Genomic DNA, 26,640 nt, shown 5'->3' with positions numbered 1-26,640 from the left:
ACATGAAACCTATAATGTTAAACAAGGGAACGGAAACCATGTTGAGTTGGAATTAACGGGGAGTACTCTAATGAAAAAAGGGATGTTTATTATTTCCCTGCAGGCATGTTTCATCGAGTATTGCCATCTGATGAGATGACCTTATCACTAATTATTCGAAGTGAAGCAATACTGCCATATTCTAGAGTCGTTGACCCGAGTACAAAGATACTTCGCAATGCATTTGGAGCAAAAATAAATTCATAGAGAGAATTTCTAATCTCACACAGCAGTTATCGAAAACGAAAAGTGGCTTGATTAGCGGCGGAGGCAATTAAGCATGAGTATGATTGTAATTGAAAATTTATCAAGGGACTTTCGATTAGTGAAACGGCAACACGGTAAATGGGGGGGATTAAAAAGCATTTTTAATCGGGAGTATACCATTAAAAAGGCGGTTAACAACATTTCCACTACTATAAATAAGGGGGAAATCATAGGGTTTCTAGGGCCAAATGGTGCGGGGAAATCTACTACTATAAAAATGATGGTAGGGATTCTTGTTCCTAGTAGTGGAAAAATTGTGGTTAATGGGATAAATCCGTTTAAAAACCGAAAAGAGCATGCGCGAAATATCGGAGTTGTTTTTGGTCAAAGAACACAGTTATGGTGGGACATACCTGTATCAGAAACATTAAAGCTTCTAAAATACATGTATAAAATTCCTGATAAGGTTTATAAAGAAAATTTGGAATGCTTTTTGATCTACTGAGTTTAGGGGAATTTATAGATATTCCTGTGAGACAATTAAGCCTTGGACAAAGAATGAGAGCTGATATCTGTTGCTCATTGATGCATAATCCCGAGATATTATTTCTTGATGAACCAACCATTGGTCTTGATGTTGTTGTCAAAGAAGATCAGGAATTTTATAAAACAAATCAATTTAGTCAAACAAACAACAGTTATTTTAACGACGCATGACATGCAAGATATCGATAAATTATGTTCTAGAGTGATTATTATCGATAAAGGAACCATTATGCTTGATAGCGACTTAAAGCACATGAAAAACAGATTTGGAAATCAGGAAGTAGTTGTTGTGGAAACTATTAATCCTGTTCTTGATTACAATAAATTGCAAATACCAGGTGTTCTCTCTGTAGATCTTGAAACAAACAAATTGGCAGTTACTTATAACAAATCTATTGTAAATCCTAGCATAATCATATCTAGGATCATGGAGATTGCTCACGTAAGGGATATAAGAATTATTGAAGTCCAGACTGAGGAAATAATCCGCAATATATGAAGAAATATCTTCTCAGGAGTAAATGGGGAGGTGGGACATGCAGCTTTATTTAGAATATATCAGAAATATAATTCAAACAAATTTAAAGTATCGAACAAATTTTTTACTTGGTCTGATTGGCCGTATAATTGTTTTATTCGTTCAATATTACATCTGGGAAGCTTTGCTTATTAAAGATGTTGCAACCAGCACAGGGAATATATCCTTTAGGGATATGACCAATTATATAACAATCAGCACTATAATATCAGTTCTTGTGAGTAACAATCTAATATACGACATTGATTCAAAAATAAAGAGTGGACAAATAGCTATTGACTTGATCAAGCCTATAAGTTACAAAACGTACTTATTTTGTGGTGTAATAGGTGATAATATTTATCGTATTCTTTTTGAATTAGTTCCAGTCATAATAATCGGGCTCTTTGTCTTTCATTTACAAATTCCTGATTGGACTCATTTATTCATTTTTGCTTTTGCAACAGTGAATGCAGTTATAATTAAATACCTTATTTCATTTATTTTTGGAATTCTTGGATTTTGGATTGTTTCAGTTTGGTATTTTAGTAGGTTTTTAGAGGATTTAATACGTATATTTGCCGGAGCCTGGATACCAATATGGTTCTTTCCTCACTTCCTTGACCGCATATCAAATTTTTTCCCTTTTAAGCTTATTTTTATGTACCAATATCAATCTACTTGGGAAAGATTTCAATTAAGCAGTCTATATATTTTTAATTGAACAGGGGTTTTGGATTGTGGGATTATATGCATTTTCAATAATCGTTTGGAATGCGGGTATAAAAAAACTCGTCATACAAGGTGGATAAAATGCAGACTGCAAAACTTATTGTTCGTTTTTTTATTATTTACTTGAAATCAAAATGGAATACAGGTTTTCATTTTATATGGATATCGGCATCAATATCTTCACGTACTTTATAATTATTTGGACTATGGGTTGTTCTTCTTAAGTTTCAAGAAATTAAGGGTGGGAATTTTACGACATCTTATGGTTATACAATTTAAATCTATTCTCATATGGGATCGCTTGCTTGATTTTTTGGACTCCGATGCGATCATTGGAAAGTATGATAGTGATGGATCATTCGATTTGATCTTAACTAAACCTATGAACCCATTTCTTAATATGATTTTAAAACAGTCCTATCATGGATTTTTAGGTCATATATTTCTCGGTATTTTTATTTTTGTTATTTGTTCCCCCCACATTGGAATAAATTGGTCGATAACAAAAGTTATTTATTTCTTACTTGCAATCTTTGGAGCAACGTGCATCCATTCTGCATTCTTGTTGGGACTGGAGCAGTCAGCTTTGGACGGTTAAGTCAAACTCTGTTATGAATGCAGTTATTTATGGGGTGCGAAACTTTATCGATTATCTTTATCCATCTATAGCAAATCTATTAATTCATGCTTACTTTTATTATACCGTATGCGTTTGTGAATTATTATCCGGCAGCCTATCTACTGAATAAGAATGAAACCAGTTCCTATTTGTATTTAGGGGCACCGGCTATAGGTATAGTGATGTTTATCATTGCATATTTATTTTGGTTTACAGGTATTCGATCATACAAGGGAACTGGATCCTAGGAGGTATTAAAATGAGTTTTTACCTATCTAATGAACAAAAATTGGTAACATTGCTCAGCCGGCTCACTTTTTCACAAAGTAATGAAATCCAGATGAGGAACTAATGAATCAGGAATCGATTGGTATTTGGTATTCCGTTACTCGGTGAAAAACAAAGTCCTTCCATTGGCCTGGTACAATTTACAGACAAGAGGGTATGGATATAAAGTACCTCTTCGTCTAGCGCAAGTATTTAATTTTCATAAATTAGGTACAGCTGAACGCAATAAAGTGTATCTGCATGAAATTACAACAATATCAAAGGCGTTTGAGAAAGAAGACCTTCCATTTGTTCCCCTGAAGGGTGCCTACTTAATTCCCCATATGTACAAAAATCATGGTATTCGAACTGTGAATGATATGGATTGTCTAATTCGTCGAAGTGATGTTAAACGAGTTCGATCCATTATGCAGACACTTGGTTACGTTGAAGGGGACTATGATAAAAAATCTAATACTATTCTTCCTGTTAAACGCGAGAAAGCCATCTTGTGGCAAACAAATATGAATAATCTGCTGCCATTTTTGAAATTGCATCAATCTGAGTATGCACAAGTGACTCAAATTGATTTCTCTTTCAGTTTAGATCTGGAATTAAAAATGGAGCCGGTCGAAATCATGATTAATGAATCAATTAAGGACCCAGCCTCCAGTTTTCACTATTTAAACCCTGTTCATTTCTTTATTCATCAGTGCTGCCACCATTACAAAGAGGCTAGCAACGCTTCTTGGGTTGCTCTAAACAGTGATTTAAATCTTATCAAATTTTGTGATGTGCGTGAGTATATTCTTCAGTTTATGAATAATGACTCGTTAAAAGTCGCTGTCGAATTTTCTAAAAAGACGGGTCTAGAGGAAGCCGTATATTTTACATTATTTTATCTTAATGAAATCTACAATGATGGTTATGAAGAAGGCTTGTTACAGCAATTTGATTTGAAGAAACAAGCTTTCTCTATACCTATGGTCAAAAGGATTACGGTCACACAGTTACTTGGAAAAAAAGTTTTTGGGAGAGAATGTTTTCTGATACAAACAAGGACGAATTAAAGGGTGACGCAAAGTATGCATCTATTGTTGAAATATGAGGAGGCTCACAATGACTATTCCAATGTCAAAGAAAAGTAATAAGATCTTGGAAGAAACAGTCCCTAATACATTGCATCAATTGTTTATGGAGCAAGTGAAGCTTACGCCCGATAATATTGCAATTCAATATGAAGGGACACCGCTCACTTATTCGGAGTTGGACCAGAAATCAAACATACTTGCTCATAAACTAAAGCATTGCGGTGTAGGCCCAGAATGTGTGGTTGGACTGATGAGTTATCGATCATTGGACATGATTACTGGAATATTGGCAATACTTAAAGCTGGAGGGCATACCTGCCTCTTGATCCCGACTACCCTCAAGATCGCTTGTCATATCTGGTTAGCGATAGCCAAGCTAGAATAATTTTATGTCAAAGAGGACTTGAACAGAAATTTTTCCAGTCTGATATTAGTTTTATGTTCTTGGATGAACAAGTTAGCTACAAGGAAAGCCAACCTCAGGAAAAACACGAAGATATATATTCGCAGTCGAATAATCTGGCTTATATTATCTATACATCTGGTTCGACAGGGACTCCTAAGGGGTAATGATTGAACACAAGGCAATTGTTAATACAATTACCTGGAGAAAAAATTTTATAAGATGTCATCATCAGACGTAGTATTACAGCTTCCGTCAATATCATTTGACAGTTCAGTTGAGGATATATTCACAACACTTCTTTCAGGTGCTAAACTTCTTCTTATTAGTCAGAACCAAAGACTGAACATTAAATATTTACAGAAACTTATTTCAGATGAGAAAGTAAGTCATTTTTGTCCGTACCGTCCTTTTACCAGGAATTACTTGGCGAAAAATTCGATCTACTTAGTAATATGAGATTTATCACTATTGCAGGTGAGGATTTTACACCCCATCTCGTTGAAGAACATTACCTAAAATTGCCAAACGTACTTCTTTATAACGAATACGGTCCAACAGAAAACAGTGTTTGTTCAACATGTTATTTTTTGATCGTGATAAAGAAATTAAACTAGTTAGTATAGGGAAACCGATTGATAATACGAATGTCTATATTCTAGACGCTAATTTCAACCAAGTGAAGAATGGAGAAGTTGGCGAAATATTTCTTGCTGGAACAGGATTAGCTCGAGGTTACCTGAATAACCCCAAATTAACCAACGAAAGGTTCATACTAAATCCAAATGGCGATGGCCAACGCCTCTATCGAACCGGTGATTTGGCAATGCAATTGCATGATGGAAACATTAAGTATCTTGGAAGAGAAGATGATCAAGTTAAAATACGCGGGTTTCGCATTGAACTAAAAGAAATTGAGTATCAATTATTGAAAAGTGGTCTGGTGAAAAACGCATTTGTAACCATGAAAACCGATGCTAGTAGAAACAAACAGCTAATTGCTTATGTAGTAGCAGATCAAATTCAGTCAGATGCCTTGATCTTAATGCTTAGATCCACTTTTCCGGAATACATGATTCCAAATAAATTTGTTTATTTGGATGCCGTCCCTTTAACACCAAACGGAAAGGTAAATGCGCAAGCATTACCCGATCCATTTGTTAGTTACCAACCAGTAAAAGATCCGACTGCAAACGTCATACAAAAAAGCTTGAAGTTATTTTGAGTAATATCACATCTTCTGCTATTGATCTTAATGAAAACAATATCAATCGAGATATCAAGTACTTTGGCGTGGATTCACTCAGTTTTATTAAACTGCTTGTAGAAATAGAATTAAACTTCGGATTCGAATTTGACTATGAGGATTTAGTTTCTTCAACAATAACAGTTAGCGACCTATTGTCTGTAATAGAAAGTAACATTGCGGGGGACTAGCCAGTTTATGCGGATGAAAATTAAGCAAAATGAACGGTTTGTTGATCAGCGAATCGTAGCACCTTCTTGTTTTGACGATTCCATTGCAACTTATGCTGAATGGCTTGATTCAGATTATCAGTTAATGTTTTTAAACTCTTGGATTTTCCTTACACGTCATGTGCAGATTCAATAAAAAATTCGTTTTGTTGGAAAAATAATAAGTTAGATCTACTCAAAGAGCATCATGGTCTGATTTTTAACCGGTATCTTTTTAGTGAGCAAAAATTGATTATTTCTCATTTGAACGAGTCGATAACAATGGGTTATCCCGTAATTGTTTCAGTTTCTGCATATTGGGTACCATGGGATAAAAACTACAGAAAAAAAATGATATAGTGCATAACTTTATCGTTACAGATGTAGACATGGGCAAAAAAAAAATAATGGGAATCGACCCTTATTATGCTATTGAACATGTGTGTATGTCATTTGAGGAATTTCTACAAGGTGGCAAATCAATAATTGTATATCATGGAAAGAAGGACTCCGATATTCCAAACAATCGCAATCTACTTCGGAATGAATTAACAAGCGGATTATACGGAGAGTATTCTTTATATTCTCGAATGCAACAATTTTGTTCGGATATCAGCAGCAAAAAATTTTCGTTTGAAGATGGACCTCAAATAATTTATCAACTTAGTAAAGTTATATCAGGTAGAACTGAGTTTATCTTACTCTTAGATTATCTGTCTAAAAAGAGTAAAATTAATTTTGATAGTGTAAAAGTTGATTTGCGTAAAGCAGCAGAACAATGGAATTTGATTGGTGCTTTGCTGATGAAACATCTTCTGCTTCAAAAGGAAGGTACACTGAATAAAGTATTGTCCACAATAAATGATGTTGTAAATTTGGAGTTAGAAATCAGAAAAAATTTGATGACTTTGACGGTTTAAAGGGATAATCTAATGGTAACAAAGGACATTATAACTAAAGTAGTTCAAGAAATAATAAACAATAATGAATTTGATGAAGACGATGATCTTGTTATGTATGGAATGGATTCAATGAATACTATAAGAGTTGTTGTAGAACTTGAAACCCAACTAAATATTATTTTCCCGGATGAGGAGTTAATTTCCGATAACTTTTCATCTATTAAAAAAATTGTAGCTGTTGTTGAAAAATACTCCAATTAAATAGAATTTCTAAAGGGTAATATTTGAAGGGTGTGTGCCGGAAAACGTTCAACCCATATATACAGCACAACAAGAAAAGTAACGGAGACACTTGGTAGAACTTGAGTAATATAGTAATATATTATATACATACAGCAATCAGGGGTGAGAACGGTTTGGAGTAATCAAAATGCCTCGTGAAAATGGAAAGACTTTCTGAAATCAGGAAAAACCAGACCTTTCCGAAGATTCGGCTAACATGAGTCTGGCAACTCCCAAGGAGGAATTCACTGATGGTAGAAAACCTCGATATTTTTTACCGCAAAGATCTTAATTGCTTCGGTCTAACGGTTAATGCAATTCTTACAAGGGCACTAGGATCTGTCGACTTCTTATGGAATCAGGCAGGAATGGTCTCCTATAATAACAAAGATACGGTTGTCTTTTCGCATTTATATCGAGAAATTTCCAATCATTTGAATAAGTGTGGAAAGATATTGACTTACAATTTCAAGTTTTCAGACCAACAGGAACTTGTTAAACATATGGAAGAAAAACTGAATTGTGGTCATACATTAATGGTCAACGCAGATGTATATGAATTACCGTTCAGCTTATGTTACCAAGACAAACATATAAATCATTATTTTGAGATAATTAAAATACATGGCGATAAAGTATATATATGTGATCACTACTACAAATATGCAGGGGAAGTAAGTCTCCATATTATCCTTCAAGCAATGGCTTCATTGGCCGCATTGCATGAGTCGAGCAATCAAGATCAATGGTTTAACTTTACGTATTTTGATGTATCACGATTTGAAGTGCCGCACAGAAAACAATTTATTCTAGAAACGATTTATAATAATACTTTAATAAATCGGGGAGAGAAACCATTCCCTGTTTGGGTGCCAATAGGAGAGGAGAAGAGGATTGGTGTCGAGGCTTTCTATGAATTCATTCACTATTTGAAAACAATTGTTATTGAGGAAGAACGAGAATTAAATCAGATCTATTGGAATATTAGAAGATTTTATGATTCTCGGACGCATTATTCGAATATACTGCGTTCTTACTCCGATATTTGCCCCGACTATGCGCAACTTGCTGAAAAATATAGAAGCATATCGCAAACATCGCAAATCGCGGCAAATAAAGTATTGAAAATAGCGGAAAATAAAGACCCTAAAATGAGGACTTTAAGAAAGAGTGATTATCCCGGGCTGGAAAACTTGCTGCATAAGGTAATACGATCTGAAGAGGAGGCGATACGATGGATTGAAAACCATATAGACCTTTCAAGTTACAATCATGATCATTATAATCACAAACCTTAGAGTCAGCTCTTAGGATAGTTTCAATTACAAATAAATTTATTATATACATTATTTTTTATTGGAGCGCTCTATTCCCTGAAGGCTCGTCATGATAAATAAAACTGCATCTAAAATGAGGGAGAGGCTCGTGAAAGATCCGATAATAGGAACCTAATCAGCAAGCTTTTCAGATCAGGCAGGCTTACGGAATTACAATACATTTCATCGAATAGTTTTGAATAGTGAAAAGGTAGCAAGTAGGCACTTGTAAAGAAGGTGAGCCGGATGGGTGTTAGTGTAAGAGAAGCAATGGGTATTGGTGGACTAACCCGATGTAAAGTCGTTGCGGGAGAAAAAGGACTCGAAAAAATTATTAATCATATTACGGTTATGGAAGTGCCGGATGTCATTCGATGGTTGAAAGGCAACGAACTGCTTCTTACTAGTTTATACCCTATTAAAGAAGATGAGGAAGCTATTTCTCGTCTGGTTGAACAGCTACACGAAGTGGGAAGCTCGGCATTGGCGGTTAAAACACACCGTTATGTCGATGAAATTCCGCAAGCTATCTTGGAAGCGGGGAATCGGTTTGATTTTCCCATCATCGAAATCGATAACGAAGTTTCCTATCTGGATATTATGTCTCCTCTCATTGAACTGATGCTTAGGAAGTCCAACCCCGGAGAAGAACAGAAGGAATCGTTCTTCCAATGGATAACGGAACTGGCGATGGGGGGCAAAGGGATACCTGCTTTGATTAGTGCTGTACAACAGATGACAGGTAATATCCTTACGGTAGGATCGGAGATTCCAACCCTTGAAGGATATTTTCAGGGGAGGAATGTTGCTCGTTTGACACGGGCGCAGAAGAATGAGTTGAAATCTGCCAAGCGCACGATCCGGATGCAGCGGACGCTGGATGGACAAATGACCCCGTGCATTGTGACTCCGCTGTTGCTGAACGACGAATTATGCGGCGAAGTAACATGCTGGCAAACGAAGCGGGAGTTTCTGGAGAGCGATTTCCATGTGCTCGATCGCACGGTGCCGCTAATGGCGATGGAATTTCTTAAGGTAATGACAAAGTCGGATGTCGAACAAAACTACAAGGACGACTTTTTATCGGAAGTGCTGCTTGGACAAGTTCAGGAGAACGCTGAAATGATTATGAAAGGAAACCATTTCGGCTGGGACCTAAGCAAAAATTATCAAGTGTTTACAATCGCTTGCGGGGAACGTCCTCACCTTTCCAAAAGCGGTGACAATGAATCATTGCGGTATCAGGAACGAAAACGGATTTTGATGCGCAGAGTGGCCGAAATTTTTCGTCTCAGCACTCACAACGTTATTATTACCGAGCAGAAAGAACTAATCGCCGTGCTTTACCCCAGGGAGGATGGGAGTGGAAAAGAAGGTTTGCTTTATCTGAACGATCCTCAGAAGGGAGCTATAATAAATGTAGCGAATTCCGTTCGGCGTCATTTGTCTAAAGAATTCGATGATTTGTCGATTACGATCGGAATCGGACGTTTCTATCCCGGGCTGAAAGGCATTCATCGAAGCTATTCCGAATCCTGTAAAGCTATTCGATTAGGCGGGCCGATTACGGAAGAGAGCGGCTTGATCCATTACGAAGATTTGGGCATCTACCGTATATTGAGTCAGATGGAGGATTGGAACGAGCTGGAAGGCTTATATTCGGAGACGATCGGCAAGCTGGTCGAATATGACTGGACCAACAATTCCAACCTTGTAGCGACATTAAAGGAATATTTCGCCAATAATTGCGCTCTGGCAGAAACGGCAGAGAAGCTGTTCGTACATGCCAATACAATGAAATACCGGCTTCAAAAAATCGAGCAGTTAACCGGATGCAGTGTCCATGATTCCGAAAAACGGTTAATGCTGCATGTCGGACTTAAAATACATCAAATTTTACAATAGGTTAATGCGGCTAAAGCACGGAAACGACTTCCTTGTTTTAAGCATGAAAAATATCACAGAATGAATTAACGATCCGCTTGACTTGTCCCATGCCGCATGTTAGGATTATTGAGTGTTCACGGCGTGCGGTCGTGGCGGAATTGGCAGACGCGCTAGATTCAGGTTCTAGTGGTGTAACAGCCGTGGAGGTTCAAGTCCTCTCGACCGCACCATACTTAACAAGCAACGCCCTCCAGAATAATCTGGGGGGTTTATTTTTGTCGTGTGCGCCTAGCCGCTGTCGGAGTAATTCAACCGAGTTCATCCCATTTTTTAGAAGTCCTGAGCCATGCTAGCCGGCACACACGTCGCAAGCTCACCGTTGAAAAGAGCTCGCGAATTGTAGAATTACGACATTTGAAAGCGTTAACAAATACGCTATAGTTATCCCAAGAAAATGAATACGTTTTCACAAATCATTCCTAGGAGGCTTCGAGTACGATGCGCAAAGCGATGTTCATGATCATGACGGTGTTTCTTACTTTCTCTCTCGTCCTGATGGGCTGCTCCCAACGCCAAGGCAATGGGTCAGGCAATTCGTCCGGCTCGGCAAACGGCAGCAAAACGGAAAACCAGGGTTCGGGTGCGGCCGCTTCAGGAGGCGGGGACAAAATCAGGCTGACGGTCTACAATACGACGTCCGACTCTGCGGTTCAGGATGCGCTGAAAGGCATTGCGGGCGACTTTATGAAGGAAAACCCGAATATTCAGGTGGAGTTCCAATTCCCCGGCTCGGAATATGAAAATATTTTGAAGGTCAAGATGGCGGCGAACGATCTTCCGGACGTATTCGATACGCACGGATGGGCGATTATCCGCTACGGCAACTACTTGGCGGATCTGAAAGATGAGCCGTGGGCGGGCAACCTTACCGATACGATCAAGCCGGTCGTCGTCGATAAAGACGGCAAAGTTTACACGCTTGTGCTGAGCGAAGCGAAGGACGGCATTACGTATAATGCGGATGTCTTAAGCAAATACAACATTAAACCGCCTCAAACGTTCGAGGAATTATTGGCCGCGGCGGAAACGCTGAAAACAAGCAGCGGCGGACAAATCACCCCGTTCTTTATGTCCGGCGTCGATAACGGCATGATCGGCCAGTTTTTGGATCAGTATGCCACATCTCTGTTCATCAGTCCGGCTCAGAACGATGCCCAAAGCTTGCTGGACGGCAATTTCGATTGGAACAAGTGGGCGGAACTTGCGCAAAAACTGCTTGATTTGAAATCAAAAGGATATATCAACGAAGATGTGCTGACGGCCAAGCGCAGCGATATGCCGACGCGGTTCGCGCAAGGCAAGGTGGCCTTTATTATAGGAGGAACCAGCTTTGCGGATGAAGTGCACAAGGTCGATCCTAACGTGAAAGTCGGCATTATGCCGCTTACTTCAATGGTTGCCGGCGACGGCACGAATTTCTCCGGCGGCGAGAGGTATACGGTGGGAGCATGGAAAGACGGCAAGCATCTGGAAGAATCGAAGAAACTGATCGCGTTCTTCGCCAAGCCTGAAAATATGTCGCGCTTCGCCAATGCGACGAAGCTTCCCGCCGGTCTTAAAGATATCTCGTCCGAGCATGAGTTCTCCGCGTACTATGACGAATTCGCCGGCGTCCGCGTATTCCCATACTTCGACCGTGTATATTTGCCGAACGGAATGTGGGATGTCATCTGCAAGACGGGTACCGCCTTGCTTGCCGGCAGCGTAAGCCCGCAGCAGTTTGCCGACAAGATGAAATCGGAATATGAGCGCCTGCGGGATCAATAATGTTTCAACCCGATAAAGGGGGGGCGCGCGCCCCTCTTTTGTCTAAAGACTCTTGTTTGATTCAACGAGGAGGAAAGAGTATGGAAGATATGAAGCGGCTTTCACTGCAGTCGGTATCGGCCGGGAGACCGGTGCCGTCCTATTTCCGGCGGCTGGCAAGGTCGGGGAGCGTGATCAATCTGCTCTATATGCCTGCGCTGCTGCTGTTCGCGATTTTTATTTTTTACCCGTTTCTTAAAGGTATTCAAATCTCGTTTACGAACTGGGACGGCTACAATCAGCACTACAAATGGATCGGGATTGACAATTACAAGCGGATGTTACAGGATCCCGACATTAAGACGGTTATTAAAAACACATTCATTTACGGGCTCGGAAGCACGATCTTCCAGAACGTGATCGGCCTGCTGTACGCCCTGTTTCTGAACATGAGCATCCGCATCCGCGGCGTCGTGAGAACGATTATTTATTTGCCGGTCATCATCAGCGCGCTCATTATGGGTTACATCTGGTACTTCTTTTTCCAATACGAAGGCGGGGCGATCAACGACATCTTGCTGCTGTTCCAGGACCGGCCCTCCAATTTGCTCGGCGATCCTAACGTGAACGTCTGGATTATTACGTTCGTCAACACGTACCAATACTTAGGTATCGCAATGGTGCTGTTTCTGGCCGGCTTGCAGTCCATCCCGCAGGACTATTATGAAGCGGCGACGATCGACGGGGCGGGGCCCCTCTCGCGTTTCTTCCATGTGACGTGGCCGCTGCTGGCACCTTCGTTCACCGTCAGCATGGTGCTCAACCTGATCGGCGGTCTCAAGCTGTTCGACGTCGTCGCCGCGATGACAAACAGCGGGCCGGGATACGCTTCGGCTTCGCTCTCAACTTTAATGTACCAGCTCTATTTCGGCCGCGAGGATGCGGGTTACGCGTCGACGATCGGCATACTGATGTTTATTATTATTTCCGTGGTCAGCATTGCGGCTCTTATTTTGCTCCGTAGAAGAGAGGTGTCGGCATGAAGAAGGTAACCGCGGACAAGCGAAAAAGAAAAAGCTGGCTCAATCTGACAGCCGTCGTCATTTGTCTCATTCACATTCTTCCTTTCTACATTTTGGTGACAACCTCGTTTAAAGCGGCTGACGATTTGAGCTCTAAATGGGTGTTTCCCGGTTATCTGTATCTGGATAACTTTATTAACGCCTGGCGGGAAGCGAATTTGGCAGTCGCTTTCCGCAACAATATCATCGTCACGATTTTTGCGATTGCCTTGATCGTCATGATCGGCTCGATCGCCGCTTACCCGCTTGCACGCCGGCAGACGGGCTGGAACCGGTTTATTTACGCGCTCTTCGTTTCCGCGCTGATCGTTCCGCCGCTCACCATTCTCGTGCCGCTCTACAAATTTATGGTGGATATCAGCGGCATGAACACCTATTGGGGCGTTATTCTGCTTCATGTCACGTTCCATCTGCCGATGACCATCTTTTTGTACACCGGATTTATCGGTACGATTCCGAAGGAGCTGGACGAAGCCGCGATGATCGACGGAACGGGGCGGTTCTTACCGCCGATCTTGTCGAGCAGGTGCTCCATTATGTCGACGCCCATTACGCCGATGATATCGGCATCGGGCAAATTGCGGCTATGCTGAGCGTTTCTCCCAATTATTTAAGCGCGCTGTTTCATAAAAAAACCGGTACGATGTTTGTCAAGCATTTGACCCGGATCCGCATGCTGAAGGCGAAGGAGCTGCTGATCGGCTCCAACATGCAGATCAAGCAGGTTGCCGAAGCGGTCGGATATTACAGCACGCGCCATTTTACGAAGCTGTTTACCGAGGCGTTCGGCAGCAGCCCGTCCTTTTACCGAAAGCCTCAAGTGATGTGACTGTTTCCCTCTTGGACATCTGCCGCCGAGACGTGCTATTTTTATGAGGAGGCTTTCTGCACATTATCTCGGACGGAGGAGAGGGAGATTGACTGTTGTTTTAACCGTCGTGATCATTATCGTCTTGCTTGCTGCCGCGCTTGCCTATGCGGCGTTTCATTTTTTCAACATGGCTGTTGTCCGGAAGCGGCAGCAGTTTTTGGAGGGTGATCCCGATTTATCCCAGCCCGGGGAAGGCATTTCGTTTGATAACGGCTGGCTGGAGCAGCAGCCGCTCGAGGAAGTCGGTATCACGACAGAAGACGGACTGAAGCTGCGCGGCTATTATTTGCCGGCAAAAGCGCCGACTCGAAGAGCCGTTATTTTGGCGCACGGGTATACGGGGAGCGCAAAGCGCGATATGGGTTCGCTCGCCCGGCTTTATGCCGAGACGTTCGGATACGACGTTCTCATTCCGGACAACCGGAGCCATGGGCAAAGCGAAGGGCGCTACATCGGTTTCGGCTGGCTGGACCGGCGGGATTACGTACAGTGGATCGACTGGCTCATTTCCCGGAACGGACCGGATACGGAAATTGTGCTTCACGGCGTATCGATGGGCGGGGCGGCCGTGCTCATGACCGCGGGCGAGCGTCTGCCCGTCAATGTGAAAGGAATCGTATCGGATTGCGCCTTCACATCGGCCAAACATATTTTGAGTTATCAGCTGAAGCGGATGTTCAAGCTGCCGGCGTTCCCGTTTATCGATGCGACAAGCCTTCTGTGCCGGCTGCGAGCAGGTTATTTCTTCGGGGAAGCTTCCGCTTTGAAAAAGGTGAAGGCGGCGGTGCTGCCCATTCTGTTTATCCATGGAGCGGCGGACACTTACGTGCCGACGGAGATGGTGCACCGTTTGTATGAAGAATATGCAGGCTATAAAGAGCTGTTCATTGTTCCGGAGGCCGGACACGGGATGGCGTTTCGAACCGATCAAGCAGGATATCGGCAGGCGGTTAAACATTTTTTGAACCGTACGCTCTAAAAAAACATTGACCTCAATTCTTATTTGTGATAAGATATTTCTCGTTGACAAGTTCAACATGCGGTCGTGGCGGAATTGGCAGACGCGCTAGATTCAGGTTCTAGTGGTGTAACAGCCGTGGAGGTTCAAGTCCTCTCGACCGCACCATAACGATTCAAACGACAAGGTTTCAGCGATAAGCTGAAGCCTTTTTAGTTTATTAACGGTGATCAGCGAAGCAAAACAGCCTATCATTTCGTTATATGAAATGAGGTGATTTTCTTCACAAAAAAACCGGTTCGGAATCGCTCCGGACCGGAATCTCGTAATCTATTAAGAGGAAACTATAATAATAAGTAAAAAAGACTGGATTTATTTTGAGATATCTGTTAAAATCCAGATTACTCATAATAATTCAATCATTTAAAATGTATCACAATTCGTTTCAAATGTCAATAAAATTTGCTGTGCCGCAAACCGGGAGGAGCTGGAATATGGCTAATTATTTACAGTCGGAAACGGAAATGACGCTTCAACAGGTACAGGAACAGCTGATTCGGAAAGGCAAAGAGCAATTTTCGCTTTCTTATAATGAAATTGTGGAGAAGCTGGATCCTTTTGAATTAACGCCCGAGCAGTTTGACGCTTTTTTCGAACGGCTTTCCGGGCTCGAAATCGAAATTATTGAACCCGGCCGCTCCCAATCCGGCAGTTCGGATATCCCCGAAGAAGAAGAAGGGAACGGGCTGGAGAGCGAGCTAACGCTAATGCCCGGTATCAAAATCAACGACCCGGTCCGGATGTATTTAAAGGAAATCGGACGGGTGCCGCTTCTGTCCGCAGAGCAGGAAGTGGAATTGGCGCTCCGAATTAAGGACGGGGATGAAGAGGCAAAAAGCAGGCTGGCCGAAGCAAACCTGCGTCTTGTCGTCAGTATAGCCCGAAGATACGCGGGGCGGGGCATGCTTTTCCTCGATCTCATTCAGGAAGGCAACATGGGGCTTCTGAAAGCCGTCGGCAAATTTGACCATACAAAAGGCTATAAATTCAGCACGTATGCCACATGGTGGATTCGTCAGGCGATTACGCGGGCCATTGCCGATCAGGCCCGAACGATCCGGGTTCCGGTTCATATGGTGGAAACGATCAACAAGCTGATGCGCATTTCCCGGCAGCTGGTGCTGCAGCTCGGCCGCGAGCCTTCTACCGAGGAAATCGCCAGCGAAATGGATGTGAGTCCGGAGAAAGTACGGGAAATATTGAAGATCGCCCAGGAGCCGGTATCGCTTGAGACTCCGATCGGAGAGGAGAACGACTCGAATTTGGGCGACTTTATCGAAGACCAAGATGCCCAAGCCCCTGCGGATGCCGCGGCCTTCGAACTGTTGAAGGAGCAGCTCGACGGGGTGCTGGATACACTGACGGAGCGGGAGGAGCATGTGCTCCGGCTGCGGTTCGGACTCGAAGACGGGCGGACGCGTACGCTGGAGGAAGTCGGCAAAGTGTTCGGCGTAACGAGAGAACGTATCCGTCAGATTGAAGCGAAGGCGCTGCGCAAACTCAGACATCCGAGCCGCAGCAAGCGGCTGAAAGATTTTATGAGTTAACGCGCCAGAAAGCTGCCCGCGATGCCCAAAAGACGCGGCGGCGCTGCATAATTTAAACGGGGTACCGGCACAATGAGAATAATCTGATTGTGGAGGTACCTGATATGAAGGGATGGCCAGCAATAAAATCATGGAAAGCCGGCCTGCTTGCGTTGCTGCTGCTGGCGGCTGCAGGAGTTCGCCCTTTTGCTGCAGCGGCGGAGCCGGACGCAGTGGGAAATGAGCCGGCGAACCCGGTTATAAACGGCAGGGTAGCGGTTGTCATTGACGATCTGGGCAATGCGATGGACGGAACGGAGCAAATGCTGCAGCTGCCGATCAAGCTGACGGTGGCGGTCATGCCGTTTATGCAAACGACGAAAGCGGATGCCGAACATGCGCATAAGCTTGGCCGCGACGTCATCGTTCATATGCCGATGGAACCGAACCGCGGCAAAGCGAAATGGCTCGGACCGGGGGCGATCACAGCGGACATGAGCGATGAGGAAGTGCGCAAGAGAGTGGAGCAAGCAATTGACGATGTCCCCTATGCGATTGGGATGAATAATCATATGGGATCCAAAGTGACGGTCAATGAGCGGATTATGCGTGTCGTGTTAATGGTTTGCCGGGAACGCGGCTTATTTTTTCTAGACAGCCGTACCGCTTATAAGAGCGTCATCCCGAAGATTGGCCGGCAAGTTGGGGTGCCCGTTATCGGGAATGACGTCTTCCTCGACGACGTATATTCAGCCGGGCACGTAGCCGGACAAATCCGCGTGCTGCAAAAATTTCTCGAGTCCCACCGCGATGCGGTTACAATCGGTCATGTCGGTCCGCCGGGAAAAATTACATCTGCGGTTCTTTTGCGTTCCATTCCGGCCATGAAGCGCCATACGGAGTTCGTCCGGCTGTCGGAACTGCTGCCTTAAGTCAGCGAGCGAGCGTCCGGTAATGCCTTAACCCGGATACGATGGCGTGAGCGATGCGGTCTTGCCCTTTGGCAGAGGTCAGCATCGCCCTGTCCTCGGCATTGCTGACGAATCCCATTTCAATAATGACGGCCGGCTGTTTAACCCGGTTAAGCAAATAGAACGGTTTTCCTTCACGCGGCAGAAAACGGCTGTGCTGCTGTCGGTTCAGGGCATCCTGAAGACATAGCGCCAGCAGCGCGCTTTCGCCGCTTCGTTGATGCAGCACCAGCGGTCCGTGTTTGCTACGATCCGATGTCCAATTGACATGAAGGCTGATCAGCATGCCGGTACGGATCTCTTCCGTCAGTTGACCCCGTTGAGACAGATCTTTACGATGTCTGGAGCGGGTTACATGCCAGCGGTTATCGTCGCTGAGAGCGTAGTCTCCCGTCCGGTTCAGGACGACGGAAAACCGGTAAGCTTTCAGCAGTGCATACACCTTTTTGGCGATCGCAAGATTAATGTCTTTTTCCAAGACGTCTTCATAATAAGCGCCGCTGTCAATCCCTCCGTGGCCGGCATCGATTAACACTTCGGCATAAGGAAGGGCCTCATATTTTTCCGGCGTGCGAAGCTCGCGGGCATAGCCCGGCGCTCCACTGGCTCCCCACAACATGCAGAACGCCCCGGCAACAGCGATTCCTTTCCCAAATCCACTCCCCCAGAACGATGCCATTCCTAATTCCTCCAATTGCAAAAGGTATTGCTATCGTCCCACATCGGCTGGATGATTATTCACGTTTGAGAAACGGGCAAACCGGGAACGATAATGATACAAAGACAATGGGAAGGAAGAAGGTGCGGATCATGGCCGAATCTGAAGATTGGATCAAATATATGACCGGGCGCTTCGTTACTTATGTCGATACGCCGAGGGATATCAGGCGCGAAACGAAAAAAGCGGCAAAAGCGGTGCAGGAACCGTGGCTGACGCGATGGTTCGGAATGGGTCCGATGGGAATGATGCTCTGGATGCGAGGGATCTGGCGCGATCGCCGATAGACGTATGTACGTGCCGAAGGCGGCATGACTGCCACGCGCGGCTCCGCTCTCCGTCGACGAGGGAAAGCTTTTTGAGAGGGCACACCGATAAGAAGGAACTGCTGTTTAGCTCGGCTTCATCGTCGAGCTTTTTTGACATTATGTGCGCCTAGCCAAGTTAGCACAAACCAGCCGGTGCAAGTCCGGCCGAGTTAAGAGCCAAGTCACCAAGTAGCAGACGGGCGTCATACCCAGCCAACTTGTTTGATACACCTATGGACGCCCTTTTACGGCTTGCATAGCTAATAGATTACCTTGCCGTGAAAATCCGGTCGCGGAAGGGCAAGCCTCCGCGTAGCTGGGATGCCTGCGTACGGGGAAATCCATGCCCGCTATTGTTCGGCCGGCCAGCTGCCTTCACCGTATTCACCGAGCCGGTACGAGCCGTCCTCGGCGGCGTTTACGATTATATAACCGGCCGGCTTGCCGCCGCCTGCTGCAATGTGGACAAACCAGCCGTGAGTGCCGGGGCCGAGCGCTTCGATGCTGAAATCGGCCGACCCCCAACCGGATAAGCCCGGCTGCCGCGCCAGCTCATCCATCCATTGTCTGACCTGCGACGGCAAGGACGGCTTGGAGGAATGGGAATTTAAACCGGCTGCAGCCGGATGGACCGCGATTAGACCGGCTGCGGCGAGCAGCAGATGAGCTGCAATATAGATGTGTTTCAAGCGCTTACGAAGTATATTATTCATCAAGCTGTATCCTCCCGTTACAACCTGCCGCGATTTTAACCGACCGCCGCCTGCAAGAAAGCAGCTGGAGCTTGAGGCACCACATGGCCGGATTTCCATCTCAATTTACCGAATCAGTTTACCGTAACCCGTGCAAATGCCGTGCGTTTAGCCGATGCCCGACAGGTGAAAAATGCCGCCGTTTATGGCGGAAGCGTGCACTCTCGGTTCAAACTGCCAGCGGATTTCCGCCTGCCGGTTGTCGAACTGCTCCTGAATGCGGGGGCGGCTCTCATCGTCGGACGACTCCAGCAGCGGCCGGTAGTAGTGCTCCACCTGCGCCAGTTCGTCTTCCAGTCTCGCTGCGGCGCCGGCCGCCCAGCCGTAATCGTAGAGGCGCAGTTTCTTTTCGAGCGTCTGCTCGATGATTGCCAGCGCCTTGTTCAGCGAAATGCCGTTTTTCGCAATATGGACGTTGGCTGGAAGCCTCGGGGTCATGCGGAGATCGAGCAGGCGCTCGTGAAACCGTTCGACGCATTGGCCGGTCGCAAGCGATACGCCGAAGGAGTGAATTTCCTCGCGTTTGCGGTCGCAGGCGAATTCCACCTTTATATTGACGCCAAGCCAGGCCGAATAGGCAATCGAATCGAACGGATGCAGCGCCCGTTTGTCCGGTTCCTGGAACAGGTAAACAAAGCTGCCTCCGTTTTTGGCGGCTGCAAACAGCTGGTCCAGCTTGCGCGAGCCGAAATACAAATCTTCGCGCGGAATGCGAACCGCCGCCGTATTCAGACTCCCGTGCACAAAGCCGAGCGACCGTCCGAGCGCGGCGTCGGCGGCAGCGGCCTGCGAATTGGGGGCGGCATCGTTCGCAGCCGCCGCGTTATCGTAACGGGCTTTATCGGTTACGAACAGAAAGGTCATCGTCTCCGGCTCCGTCCCCATCTTTTCGACAAAACTCCAGTAGTAGGGGCGGTTCGTCAAAGCCCGGTCCGCAGCGGGGGAGAGCTTCACCGTCAAGTGCGCCGGGGATTTTTCCAAAATGCGCGAGTCCGTCGCTTCCATATATTTGAGCACAAATTTTTGAATCTGCTTCTCATTCATGGGCGCACCTCCACTGTCCGGCCGATTCCGTCCAGAACCGCTCCCAGCGGCATCGAAGGCGAACCCGAGCGCACTTCGCTGCGAATGCGGCTGAGCGAGCTGCCGAGCCGTTCGATTTTCTCGAGCATATCCGCTCCGCCGCCTGCTTCCAGCATCAGCTTGGCCAGTGTCTGTTCAATGGAACCGTCATCCTTTTGAAACCGCTCGAGAATATGGTCCAGCTCCCCGATTACAAGCTCAAACATGTTGATTTTTTCATGCAGCAAATGGACGATATGCTCCTCGATCGTCCCGGTCGTGCACAGATTGAAAATTTTGACGTCCTCGGTTTGGCCGAGCCGGTGCACACGCCCGATCCGCTGCTCGACCCGCATTGGATTCCAGGGCAGATCGAAGTTGATGATGCGGCTGCAAAACTGCAGATTGATGCCTTCGCCGCCCGCTTCGGTCGCTATCATCGCCTGGGCCCGTCCGCGGAACAGGTCCATCATCCAATCCTTTTTGCCCCGGTTCATGCCGCCCCGGTAAGGAACCGCTACCATGTCGTGGGACCGCAAAAAGTTCAGCAAATATTCCTGCGTCGCCCGGTATTCGGTGAAAATGATCACTTTCTCGTCGCTTTCGCGGATCAGCTCCATCGCTTTTTCCGCTTTCGTATTCGCTTTGATCCCTTTGATGACGTTGACCAGCTCCCATATTTTCGGGCGCACGGGCGAGTCCTCGGACGTTTTCTTGAACAGGTTGACGAGGGTCAGGAACACCGCGTCGCGGCTGCTGCACACCTCGCGCTGCAGCGTGACGAGCGACAGCATGCTGGACAAATCGCCGCCGCTTTCTTCATACCGCTCCTTCACGAACGCCGTTACCGCGTCATAGAGCGCCTGTTCCTCAGGTGACAAACGCAAGGGAACGTTGCGCACGATCCGTTTCGTGAATTGGATGCCGCCGTCACCGCGCCGGTTGCGGATCATGACGCCGGAAAGCGCATCCTGCAGCTGGTCCTCATTTTTCGGCAGCCGTTTGCCGACGACGAAATTCGACGAAAATTCGCTTTGACCCCCGAGCTGCCCCGGCTTGAGCAGCGTAATCAAGTTAAAGAGCTCGTCCAAATCGTTTTGCACGGGAGTCGCGGTGAGCAGCAGGCAATATTTTTTGCGCAGCTGGGTAATGAACTGGTAGTTGCTTGTCTTTTTATTTTTCAGCTTATGCGCCTCATCGATAATGAGCATATCGTAATCGCCGGAAAGCAGCATATCTTTATGAGGGTCGCGTTTGGCCGTATCGATTGAAGCGACGACGACGTCATTTTGCCACGTATGTGCTCTCTTTTGGGCGACGGCGGGGATGCCGAATTTGGTATTAAGCTCTCTGACCCATTGCAGCACAAGCGAAGCCGGCACCAAAATGAGCGTTCGCCGCACCAGTCCGCGTACCATATATTCTTTGAGCACCAAGCCGGCTTCGATCGTTTTGCCGAGACCGACCTCGTCGGCCAATATCGCTCTGCCGCCCATTTCGTGAACGACTTTGCGCGCCGTTTCGATCTGGTGCGGCATCGGCTGCAAATCCTGCAGGCAGCGCAGAGACTGCAACTCTTCAAAGCTTTCGACCCGCTGCGCCTGCTCGGCTTCGACGGCAAGCTGGAACAGCGTCCAGTCATCCCACGGTCCGTTCTTATCCAGCCGGCTGTGAAGTTCGTCGAACCACGTCCGGTCGAACTGGAATTGCACCAGCGGATGCAGCTTGTTTTCCCCGGAGAGCTTATGGATTCGGGACATGTCGGGCTCCTTTCGTGCGCGAAACGGCTTTTACAGCTCCATATCTTCTTGCCGCGCGGCTTGTGCAATCGCATTCGTATCTTTTTAGTATGCCCTGAAGCGGAAGATTCATAAATCAGGCCGAAAAAAAGCGTGCGGACAAGCAATGGAAAGTTTAAACGAAGATTACCGGACCGGGACGAAACGAGAGGATTGTTTTACATAAGCTCAATATGTGGTATGATATAAAGGTAATATGACACAATATGTGGTGGCGAAATCATACATTACATACATCAGAGCAGCTCGCCATGGAGACGAGACGGACAAGAAGATATGAATGGAGGTTGTCGAGCGACGTGGAGACAAAGGGAACGAATGCCCTGACGGGGCTGAGCGAAAAGATTTTTTTGGATCGTTACGCTTGGAAAAATGCGGACAGCAGCGAGACGAAAGTCGGGGATGTGGTGCTCGTGCTGACCAAAGACGACCCGAAGTTTCCGGCAAAGGAAGTCGGCGAGGTTATCGCCCGCAAAGGATCGGTCGTTACGGTTCGCACGCGCAGCGGCGCGGTCGTGGAGTCCGATGTGGAGAAGCTGACGCTGACCGTCGAAAAGACGCCCGAAGAAATGTGGAACCGTCTCGCCGGCGCGATGGCTTCCGTAGAAGATACGGTTGAAAAGCAAAAAACATGGAGCGAACGCTTCCGCTATATATTGGACGATTGGAAGCTTGTACCCGGCGGCCGGATCGCGGCCGGAGCGGGCGCAAGCGAGGAGCTGACGCTCTTTAACTGTTACGTTATTCCGTCGCCGCACGACAGCAGGGGCGGCATTATGTCGACGCTGTCGGAGATGACGGAAATTATGGCCCGCGGCGGCGGTGTCGGCATCAACCTGTCGTCGCTTCGCCCGCGCCGCTCGATCGTTGCCGGCGTGAACGGCTCCTCCAGCGGCGCCGTATCGTGGGGCGGCCTGTTCAGCTACACGACGGGCCTGATCGAGCAGGGCGGCAGCCGCCGCGGCGCGCTGATGCTCATGATCAACGACTGGCATCCAGATCTGATGGACTTCATCACCGTCAAGCAGACGATGGGGCAGGTGACCAACGCCAACCTGTCGGTTTGCGTCAGCAACGATTTTATGAAGGCGGTTAAGGAGGATCTCGATTGGGAGCTTGTGTTCCCGGATACCCGCGATCCTCAGTACAACGAGCTGTGGGACGGCGACTTGGAAGCGTGGCGCCAGCGCGGCAAAAGGGTCATCCACTACAAAACGGTCCGCGCCCGCGACGTGTGGCACACCATCATCGAATCGGCCTGGAAATCGGCTGAGCCGGGCGTCGTCTTCATGGAATATTACAATCAGATGTCGAACAGCTGGTATTTCAATCCGATCATCTGTACGAACCCGTGTTTTCATCCCGAGACCCGGATTACTTCCGAATATGGACTCATAACGATTGAGGAGCTCTATAAGAAAACAGCGGGCCAATCGTTTCTCGTCGGAACGGATGTGCGGCTTGTAGAACAGGCGCGTGTAGTCGGCGGACGTTCCTATGAATTGCCGGGTATAGAGATGCGCCGGGCAGTCGTATTTCCGACCGGGGTGAAGGAGACGGTTGTCGTCTCCCTGCAAAACGGCATGGAAATCAAAGTGACGCCGGATCATCGGTTGTACACAAGCGGCGGCTGGAAAGAAGCTCGTTATCTGACAAACGAGGATTACGTTTACGTTCAGTCCGGCGAAGGCCGATTTGCGGCGCAAGATGAGCTGGGCGAGCAGTGGGGACTATTCCTAGGTTGGCTGACGGGGGACGGATGGGTTTCAAAACGCGGCGATATCGGCATGGTATTTGGAGCGGAAGATGGCGACGCCCTTGAGCGGCTGCTCGAAGCAGGCGAAGTTTTGTCCGGAGTTAAAGCGAAAATTTTTGAACGGGAGAACGGGACGAAGCAAGTGAACTGGTGGCGTAAAGCGCTTTGCGATAAGCTCATCGGGCTTGGAGTCAAGGCCGTGAAAGCACCGGAAAAAGAAGTGCCTGATGCGATCTTTACCTCAACGGAAACGACAGTGACCGCCTTTTTGCAGGGGTTGTTCAGCGCGGACGGAACCGTCTACGATCGGGACGAGATGCATCGGACGGTACGGCTCACATCGAGTTCCAGGAAGCTTTTGCAAGGTGTGCAGCTGCTGCTTTTGAATTATGGCATCAACAGCTCCATCTATGCACGCCCGAAACAAGCGCAAGCGCAATTCCAGTATACGACCAAAGACGGAGAAGTTCGTTTGTATGAAAGCCGTGACTTTTTCGAACTTGTCATATCGGGCAACAACATCGTTGTATTTAAGGAAAAAATCGGATTAAACCTGGTAGCGCGCAAACAAGAAGCGCTGCAGCGTATCGCCCGCCCTTCCCGCAAGTCGGAGAAGTTCTTGTCCAAAGTGGCCCGCGTAATCCCGGGTGAGACAATCACCGTATACGATATTACCGAGCCGGTTACCCATTCTTTGGTCGCAAACGGCATCGTCGCCCACAACTGCGGAGAGCAGGGCCTCCCGGCATGGGGCGTCTGCAACCTGTCCGCGGTCAACCTCTCCAAGTTTTACGACGAGAAGAAGCACGACGTCGATTGGGAGGAACTGGCCAAAGTAACGCGCTGGTCGACCCGTTTTCTGGACAACGTCATCGACAAAACGCCATATCATTTCCCGGAAAATGAAGCGAACCAGAAGAACGAGCGCCGCGTAGGACTAGGTACGATGGGTCTCGCCGAGCTGATGATTAAGCTGGAAATCCGCTACGGCAGCCCGGAATCGCTTGAGTTTCTCGACCGCATTTACGGCTTTATAGCGCGCGAAGCATACATGGCATCGACCGAAATCGCCGCGGAGAAAGGTTCGTTCAAGGCGTTCGAGGCAGACAAATTCCTGCAAAGCGGATTTATGAAAAATATGGTTTCGGAGTTTCCCGAAGTGGGCGAAGCGGTGACAAAACGCGGTATGCGCAACGTTACCGTCCTGACGCAGGCACCGACCGGAAGTACGGGTACGATGGTCGGCACTTCCACGGGCATCGAGCCGTATTTCGCATTTGAATATTTCCGCCAAAGCCGTCTCGGCTTCGACAAGCAGCTCGTGCCGATCGCGCAGGCGTGGAAGGATGCACATCCGGGCGAAGAGCTGCCGGAATTTTTCGTCACGGCGATGGACCTTTCGGCGGAAGACCATATCCGCGCCCAGGCGGCGATTCAGCGCTGGGTTGACAGCTCGATCTCCAAGACGGCCAACTGTCCGGCCGACTTTACAGTGGAAGAGACGAAGCAGCTGTATGAGCTCGCGTTCGATCTCGGCTGTAAAGGCGTGACGATTTATCGCGACGGCAGCCGCGACGTACAGGTGTTGTCGACGAAGAAAGACGAAGACAAGAAAGCGGATGCCTCAGTGGAAACGCCGGCGGCAGAACCGCAGGGGGCGGTCGGAGTTCCTGCCTCCGAAGTACAACCAGCTGCCAGCGCTGCTGCTCAGCCGGGCTTAACGACAATTTCTGCGACCAGCGGAGCGGACAAGAACGCCGCGAGCGTGAAAGCTGCCGCCGCCGGCAAAGAAGACGCTTCGATCGGAAGCATGAACGCAACGCTGAACGCCAGTGTATCACCGAAGAATGAGGCTGTATTCGATAAAGAATACAAACGCCGTCCGCAAGTTCTGCGCGGCGCGACTTACAAGGTGAACACGCCGTTCGGCATGGCTTATATTACGATTAACGACTTGAACGGAACGCCGGGCGAAATATTCCTTAACGTCGGCAAAGCAGGGTCGGACGTATTCGCCATGGCGGAAGCGCTCGGCCGCGTTTGCTCGCTGTTCCTTCGTTACGGCGATCACGGCAACAAGGTCAAGCTGCTGATCAAGCATCTGAAAGGCATCGGCGGCTCCGGCGCGATCGGCTTTGGCGCGAACCGCGTCGAGTCGATCGCCGATGCGGTCGCCAAATCGCTGGAGCTGCATATGCAGTCGGCCGAAGAGCTCGCCGCCTCTTACGTGAATGCGCCGCTCGCCAGCACGCTGGAAACGCTGGAAGCGGAAGCTCAACCGGACACAGCCGACGGCCGCTCCCATGCGGCCCCTGCTCACGGTTTGAATCCGTATGCTTCGGGCTCGCTCGATCTGTGTCCATCGTGCGGCAGCGCCTCGCTGCTGAACGTGGAAGGGTGCAAGACGTGCCAGAACTGCGGCTACAGCCGGTGTAATTAAGGCGAAAATAATATCCCGCCGCCCAAATGTGTGAAATTCCAGAATTAATTAGAATTGTTTCAGAATTCGTTAGCCGGTTTGTTTCAGATTTTATTAGAAACATATGAATATACAAAAAAATCAATAAAAATACAAAACAGGCATCTGAGTAATTTCAGATGCCTGTTTTTTTGAAGGATGGTCTAAACGATGAATCAATGGAAACTGATCATTTGTCCGACGTTATTGAAGACTAATCCATAGAAGGTTTCATTGTTAGGTTATCTCA

At 47.2% G+C, this 26,640-nt stretch carries 26 protein-coding genes, 2 tRNA genes and 1 pseudogene; 25 read left to right on the top strand and 4 right to left on the bottom strand.

The features are described from left to right. Window positions 1–319: 319 nt before the first annotated feature. The 23 genes and pseudogenes from VN24_RS28345 (at window position 320) to VN24_RS25985 (ending at window position 17,498) form a co-directional block, all read left to right on the top strand. The gene (locus tag VN24_RS28345) at window positions 320–751 is read left to right on the top strand and encodes an ATP-binding cassette domain-containing protein (protein ID WP_274520403.1); all 432 of its coding nucleotides are present in this window, start codon (window positions 320–322) and stop codon (window positions 749–751) included. After that, the gene (locus VN24_RS28620; protein ID WP_338012205.1) at window positions 733–963 is read left to right on the top strand and encodes an ATP-binding cassette domain-containing protein; all 231 of its coding nucleotides are present in this window, start codon (window positions 733–735) and stop codon (window positions 961–963) included. The genes VN24_RS28345 and VN24_RS28620 overlap by 19 nt, the downstream gene beginning before the upstream one ends. Beyond that, window positions 860–1,291: a hypothetical protein gene (locus VN24_RS28340; protein WP_238590960.1), complete on the top strand. Its 432-nt coding sequence runs from the start codon at window positions 860–862 to the stop codon at window positions 1,289–1,291. Before VN24_RS28620 ends, VN24_RS28340 begins: the two co-directional genes overlap by 104 nt. Before the next feature lie 37 nt (window positions 1,292–1,328). Then, a complete protein-coding gene (locus VN24_RS26065; RefSeq protein ID WP_045672808.1) occupies window positions 1,329–2,033 on the top strand; it encodes an ABC transporter permease in 705 nt (234 codons plus the stop codon). Between the two features lie 207 nt (window positions 2,034–2,240). After that, the gene (locus VN24_RS28775; RefSeq protein WP_420798585.1) at window positions 2,241–2,639 is read left to right on the top strand and encodes an ABC-2 family transporter protein; all 399 of its coding nucleotides are present in this window, start codon (window positions 2,241–2,243) and stop codon (window positions 2,637–2,639) included. A gap of 86 nt (window positions 2,640–2,725) precedes the next feature. Next, the gene (locus tag VN24_RS28770) at window positions 2,726–2,908 is read left to right on the top strand and encodes an ABC-2 family transporter protein (protein WP_082084152.1); all 183 of its coding nucleotides are present in this window, start codon (window positions 2,726–2,728) and stop codon (window positions 2,906–2,908) included. Between the two features lie 114 nt (window positions 2,909–3,022). Beyond that, window positions 3,023–3,997: a nucleotidyltransferase family protein gene (locus VN24_RS26055; RefSeq protein ID WP_082084151.1), complete on the top strand. Its 975-nt coding sequence runs from the start codon at window positions 3,023–3,025 to the stop codon at window positions 3,995–3,997. A gap of 34 nt (window positions 3,998–4,031) precedes the next feature. Further along, window positions 4,032–4,588, top strand: a pseudogene (locus tag VN24_RS28765) (AMP-binding protein). Window positions 4,589–5,001: 413 nt separating this feature from the next. Then, a complete protein-coding gene (locus tag VN24_RS26665) occupies window positions 5,002–5,646 on the top strand; it encodes an AMP-binding protein (RefSeq protein WP_148505320.1) in 645 nt (214 codons plus the stop codon). Then, window positions 5,643–5,858, top strand: a complete 216-nt coding sequence (locus VN24_RS28760; protein ID WP_158453714.1) for a phosphopantetheine-binding protein — start codon at window positions 5,643–5,645, stop codon at window positions 5,856–5,858. Before VN24_RS26665 ends, VN24_RS28760 begins: the two co-directional genes overlap by 4 nt. A gap of 407 nt (window positions 5,859–6,265) precedes the next feature. Next, window positions 6,266–6,796 (top strand): hypothetical protein, encoded by a 531-nt coding sequence (locus tag VN24_RS26045; protein ID WP_148505319.1) that lies wholly within the window; start codon window positions 6,266–6,268, stop codon window positions 6,794–6,796. Between the two features lie 12 nt (window positions 6,797–6,808). Further along, entirely contained in the window at window positions 6,809–7,039 is a 231-nt protein-coding gene (locus tag VN24_RS26040; protein ID WP_052702704.1) for a phosphopantetheine-binding protein, read from the top strand. A gap of 272 nt (window positions 7,040–7,311) precedes the next feature. Further along, a complete protein-coding gene (locus VN24_RS26035) occupies window positions 7,312–8,358 on the top strand; it encodes a hypothetical protein (protein ID WP_045668749.1) in 1,047 nt (348 codons plus the stop codon). Window positions 8,359–8,622: 264 nt separating this feature from the next. Then, a complete protein-coding gene (locus tag VN24_RS26030; protein WP_045672804.1) occupies window positions 8,623–10,281 on the top strand; it encodes a PucR family transcriptional regulator in 1,659 nt (552 codons plus the stop codon). A 125-nt stretch (window positions 10,282–10,406) separates the two neighbouring features. Beyond that, window positions 10,407–10,493: transfer RNA gene (locus tag VN24_RS26025), tRNA-Leu, on the top strand. A gap of 268 nt (window positions 10,494–10,761) precedes the next feature. Continuing rightward, window positions 10,762–12,090 (top strand): ABC transporter substrate-binding protein, encoded by a 1,329-nt coding sequence (locus tag VN24_RS26020; protein ID WP_045672803.1) that lies wholly within the window; start codon window positions 10,762–10,764, stop codon window positions 12,088–12,090. A gap of 188 nt (window positions 12,091–12,278) precedes the next feature. After that, entirely contained in the window at window positions 12,279–13,112 is an 834-nt protein-coding gene (locus VN24_RS26015; RefSeq protein WP_238590958.1) for a carbohydrate ABC transporter permease, read from the top strand. Beyond that, a complete protein-coding gene (locus VN24_RS26010) occupies window positions 13,109–13,744 on the top strand; it encodes a carbohydrate ABC transporter permease (RefSeq protein WP_082084147.1) in 636 nt (211 codons plus the stop codon). Before VN24_RS26015 ends, VN24_RS26010 begins: the two co-directional genes overlap by 4 nt. After that, window positions 13,738–13,980: a helix-turn-helix transcriptional regulator gene (locus VN24_RS26005; protein ID WP_052703158.1), complete on the top strand. Its 243-nt coding sequence runs from the start codon at window positions 13,738–13,740 to the stop codon at window positions 13,978–13,980. The genes VN24_RS26010 and VN24_RS26005 overlap by 7 nt, the downstream gene beginning before the upstream one ends. Window positions 13,981–14,068: 88 nt before the next feature. Further along, complete coding sequence (locus VN24_RS26000) at window positions 14,069–15,001, top strand: alpha/beta hydrolase (RefSeq protein ID WP_052703157.1); 933 nt, start codon at window positions 14,069–14,071, stop codon at window positions 14,999–15,001. A 60-nt stretch (window positions 15,002–15,061) separates the two neighbouring features. Next, window positions 15,062–15,148 (top strand) — tRNA-Leu (locus tag VN24_RS25995). A gap of 326 nt (window positions 15,149–15,474) precedes the next feature. Further along, the gene (gene rpoD, locus VN24_RS25990; RefSeq protein ID WP_045672801.1) at window positions 15,475–16,587 is read left to right on the top strand and encodes an RNA polymerase sigma factor RpoD; all 1,113 of its coding nucleotides are present in this window, start codon (window positions 15,475–15,477) and stop codon (window positions 16,585–16,587) included. A 122-nt stretch (window positions 16,588–16,709) separates the two neighbouring features. Continuing rightward, window positions 16,710–17,498, top strand: coding sequence for a divergent polysaccharide deacetylase family protein (locus tag VN24_RS25985; RefSeq protein ID WP_420798639.1), 789 nt, complete (start codon window positions 16,710–16,712; stop codon window positions 17,496–17,498). 1 nt (window position 17,499) lies between these two features. On the opposite strand, the gene VN24_RS25980 is transcribed toward VN24_RS25985, so the two are convergent. After that, window positions 17,500–18,216: an N-acetylmuramoyl-L-alanine amidase family protein gene (locus tag VN24_RS25980; RefSeq protein ID WP_052703156.1), complete on the bottom strand. Its 717-nt coding sequence runs from the start codon at window positions 18,214–18,216 to the stop codon at window positions 17,500–17,502. Window positions 18,217–18,347: 131 nt separating this feature from the next. On the opposite strand from VN24_RS25980, the gene VN24_RS25975 reads away from it, so the two are divergent. Then, window positions 18,348–18,542, top strand: a complete 195-nt coding sequence (locus VN24_RS25975; protein WP_045672800.1) for a YqzE family protein — start codon at window positions 18,348–18,350, stop codon at window positions 18,540–18,542. A 371-nt stretch (window positions 18,543–18,913) separates the two neighbouring features. Here the strand turns inward: VN24_RS25975 and VN24_RS25970 are convergent, their stop codons facing one another. The 3 genes from VN24_RS25970 to VN24_RS25960 form a co-directional block, all read right to left on the bottom strand. After that, window positions 18,914–19,276 (bottom strand): hypothetical protein, encoded by a 363-nt coding sequence (locus VN24_RS25970; protein ID WP_045672799.1) that lies wholly within the window; start codon window positions 19,274–19,276, stop codon window positions 18,914–18,916. Window positions 19,277–19,423: 147 nt separating this feature from the next. After that, on the bottom strand, window positions 19,424–20,359 hold the full coding sequence (locus VN24_RS25965) for a YqhG family protein (RefSeq protein ID WP_045672798.1): 936 nt from the start codon (window positions 20,357–20,359) through the stop codon (window positions 19,424–19,426). After that, a complete protein-coding gene (locus VN24_RS25960) occupies window positions 20,356–22,137 on the bottom strand; it encodes a DEAD/DEAH box helicase (protein ID WP_045672797.1) in 1,782 nt (593 codons plus the stop codon). The genes VN24_RS25965 and VN24_RS25960 overlap by 4 nt, the downstream gene beginning before the upstream one ends. 338 nt (window positions 22,138–22,475) lie before the next feature. Between VN24_RS25960 and VN24_RS27205 the strand changes: the two genes are divergently transcribed. Continuing rightward, entirely contained in the window at window positions 22,476–26,372 is a 3,897-nt protein-coding gene (locus VN24_RS27205; RefSeq protein WP_045672796.1) for an intein-containing adenosylcobalamin-dependent ribonucleoside-diphosphate reductase, read from the top strand. Window positions 26,373–26,640 lie beyond the last annotated feature (268 nt).

This window comes from Paenibacillus beijingensis (assembly GCF_000961095.1).
Lineage (GTDB): Bacteria > Bacillota > Bacilli > Paenibacillales > Paenibacillaceae > Paenibacillus_O > Paenibacillus_O beijingensis.
This window is presented reverse-complemented; position numbering and strand designations above follow the sequence as displayed.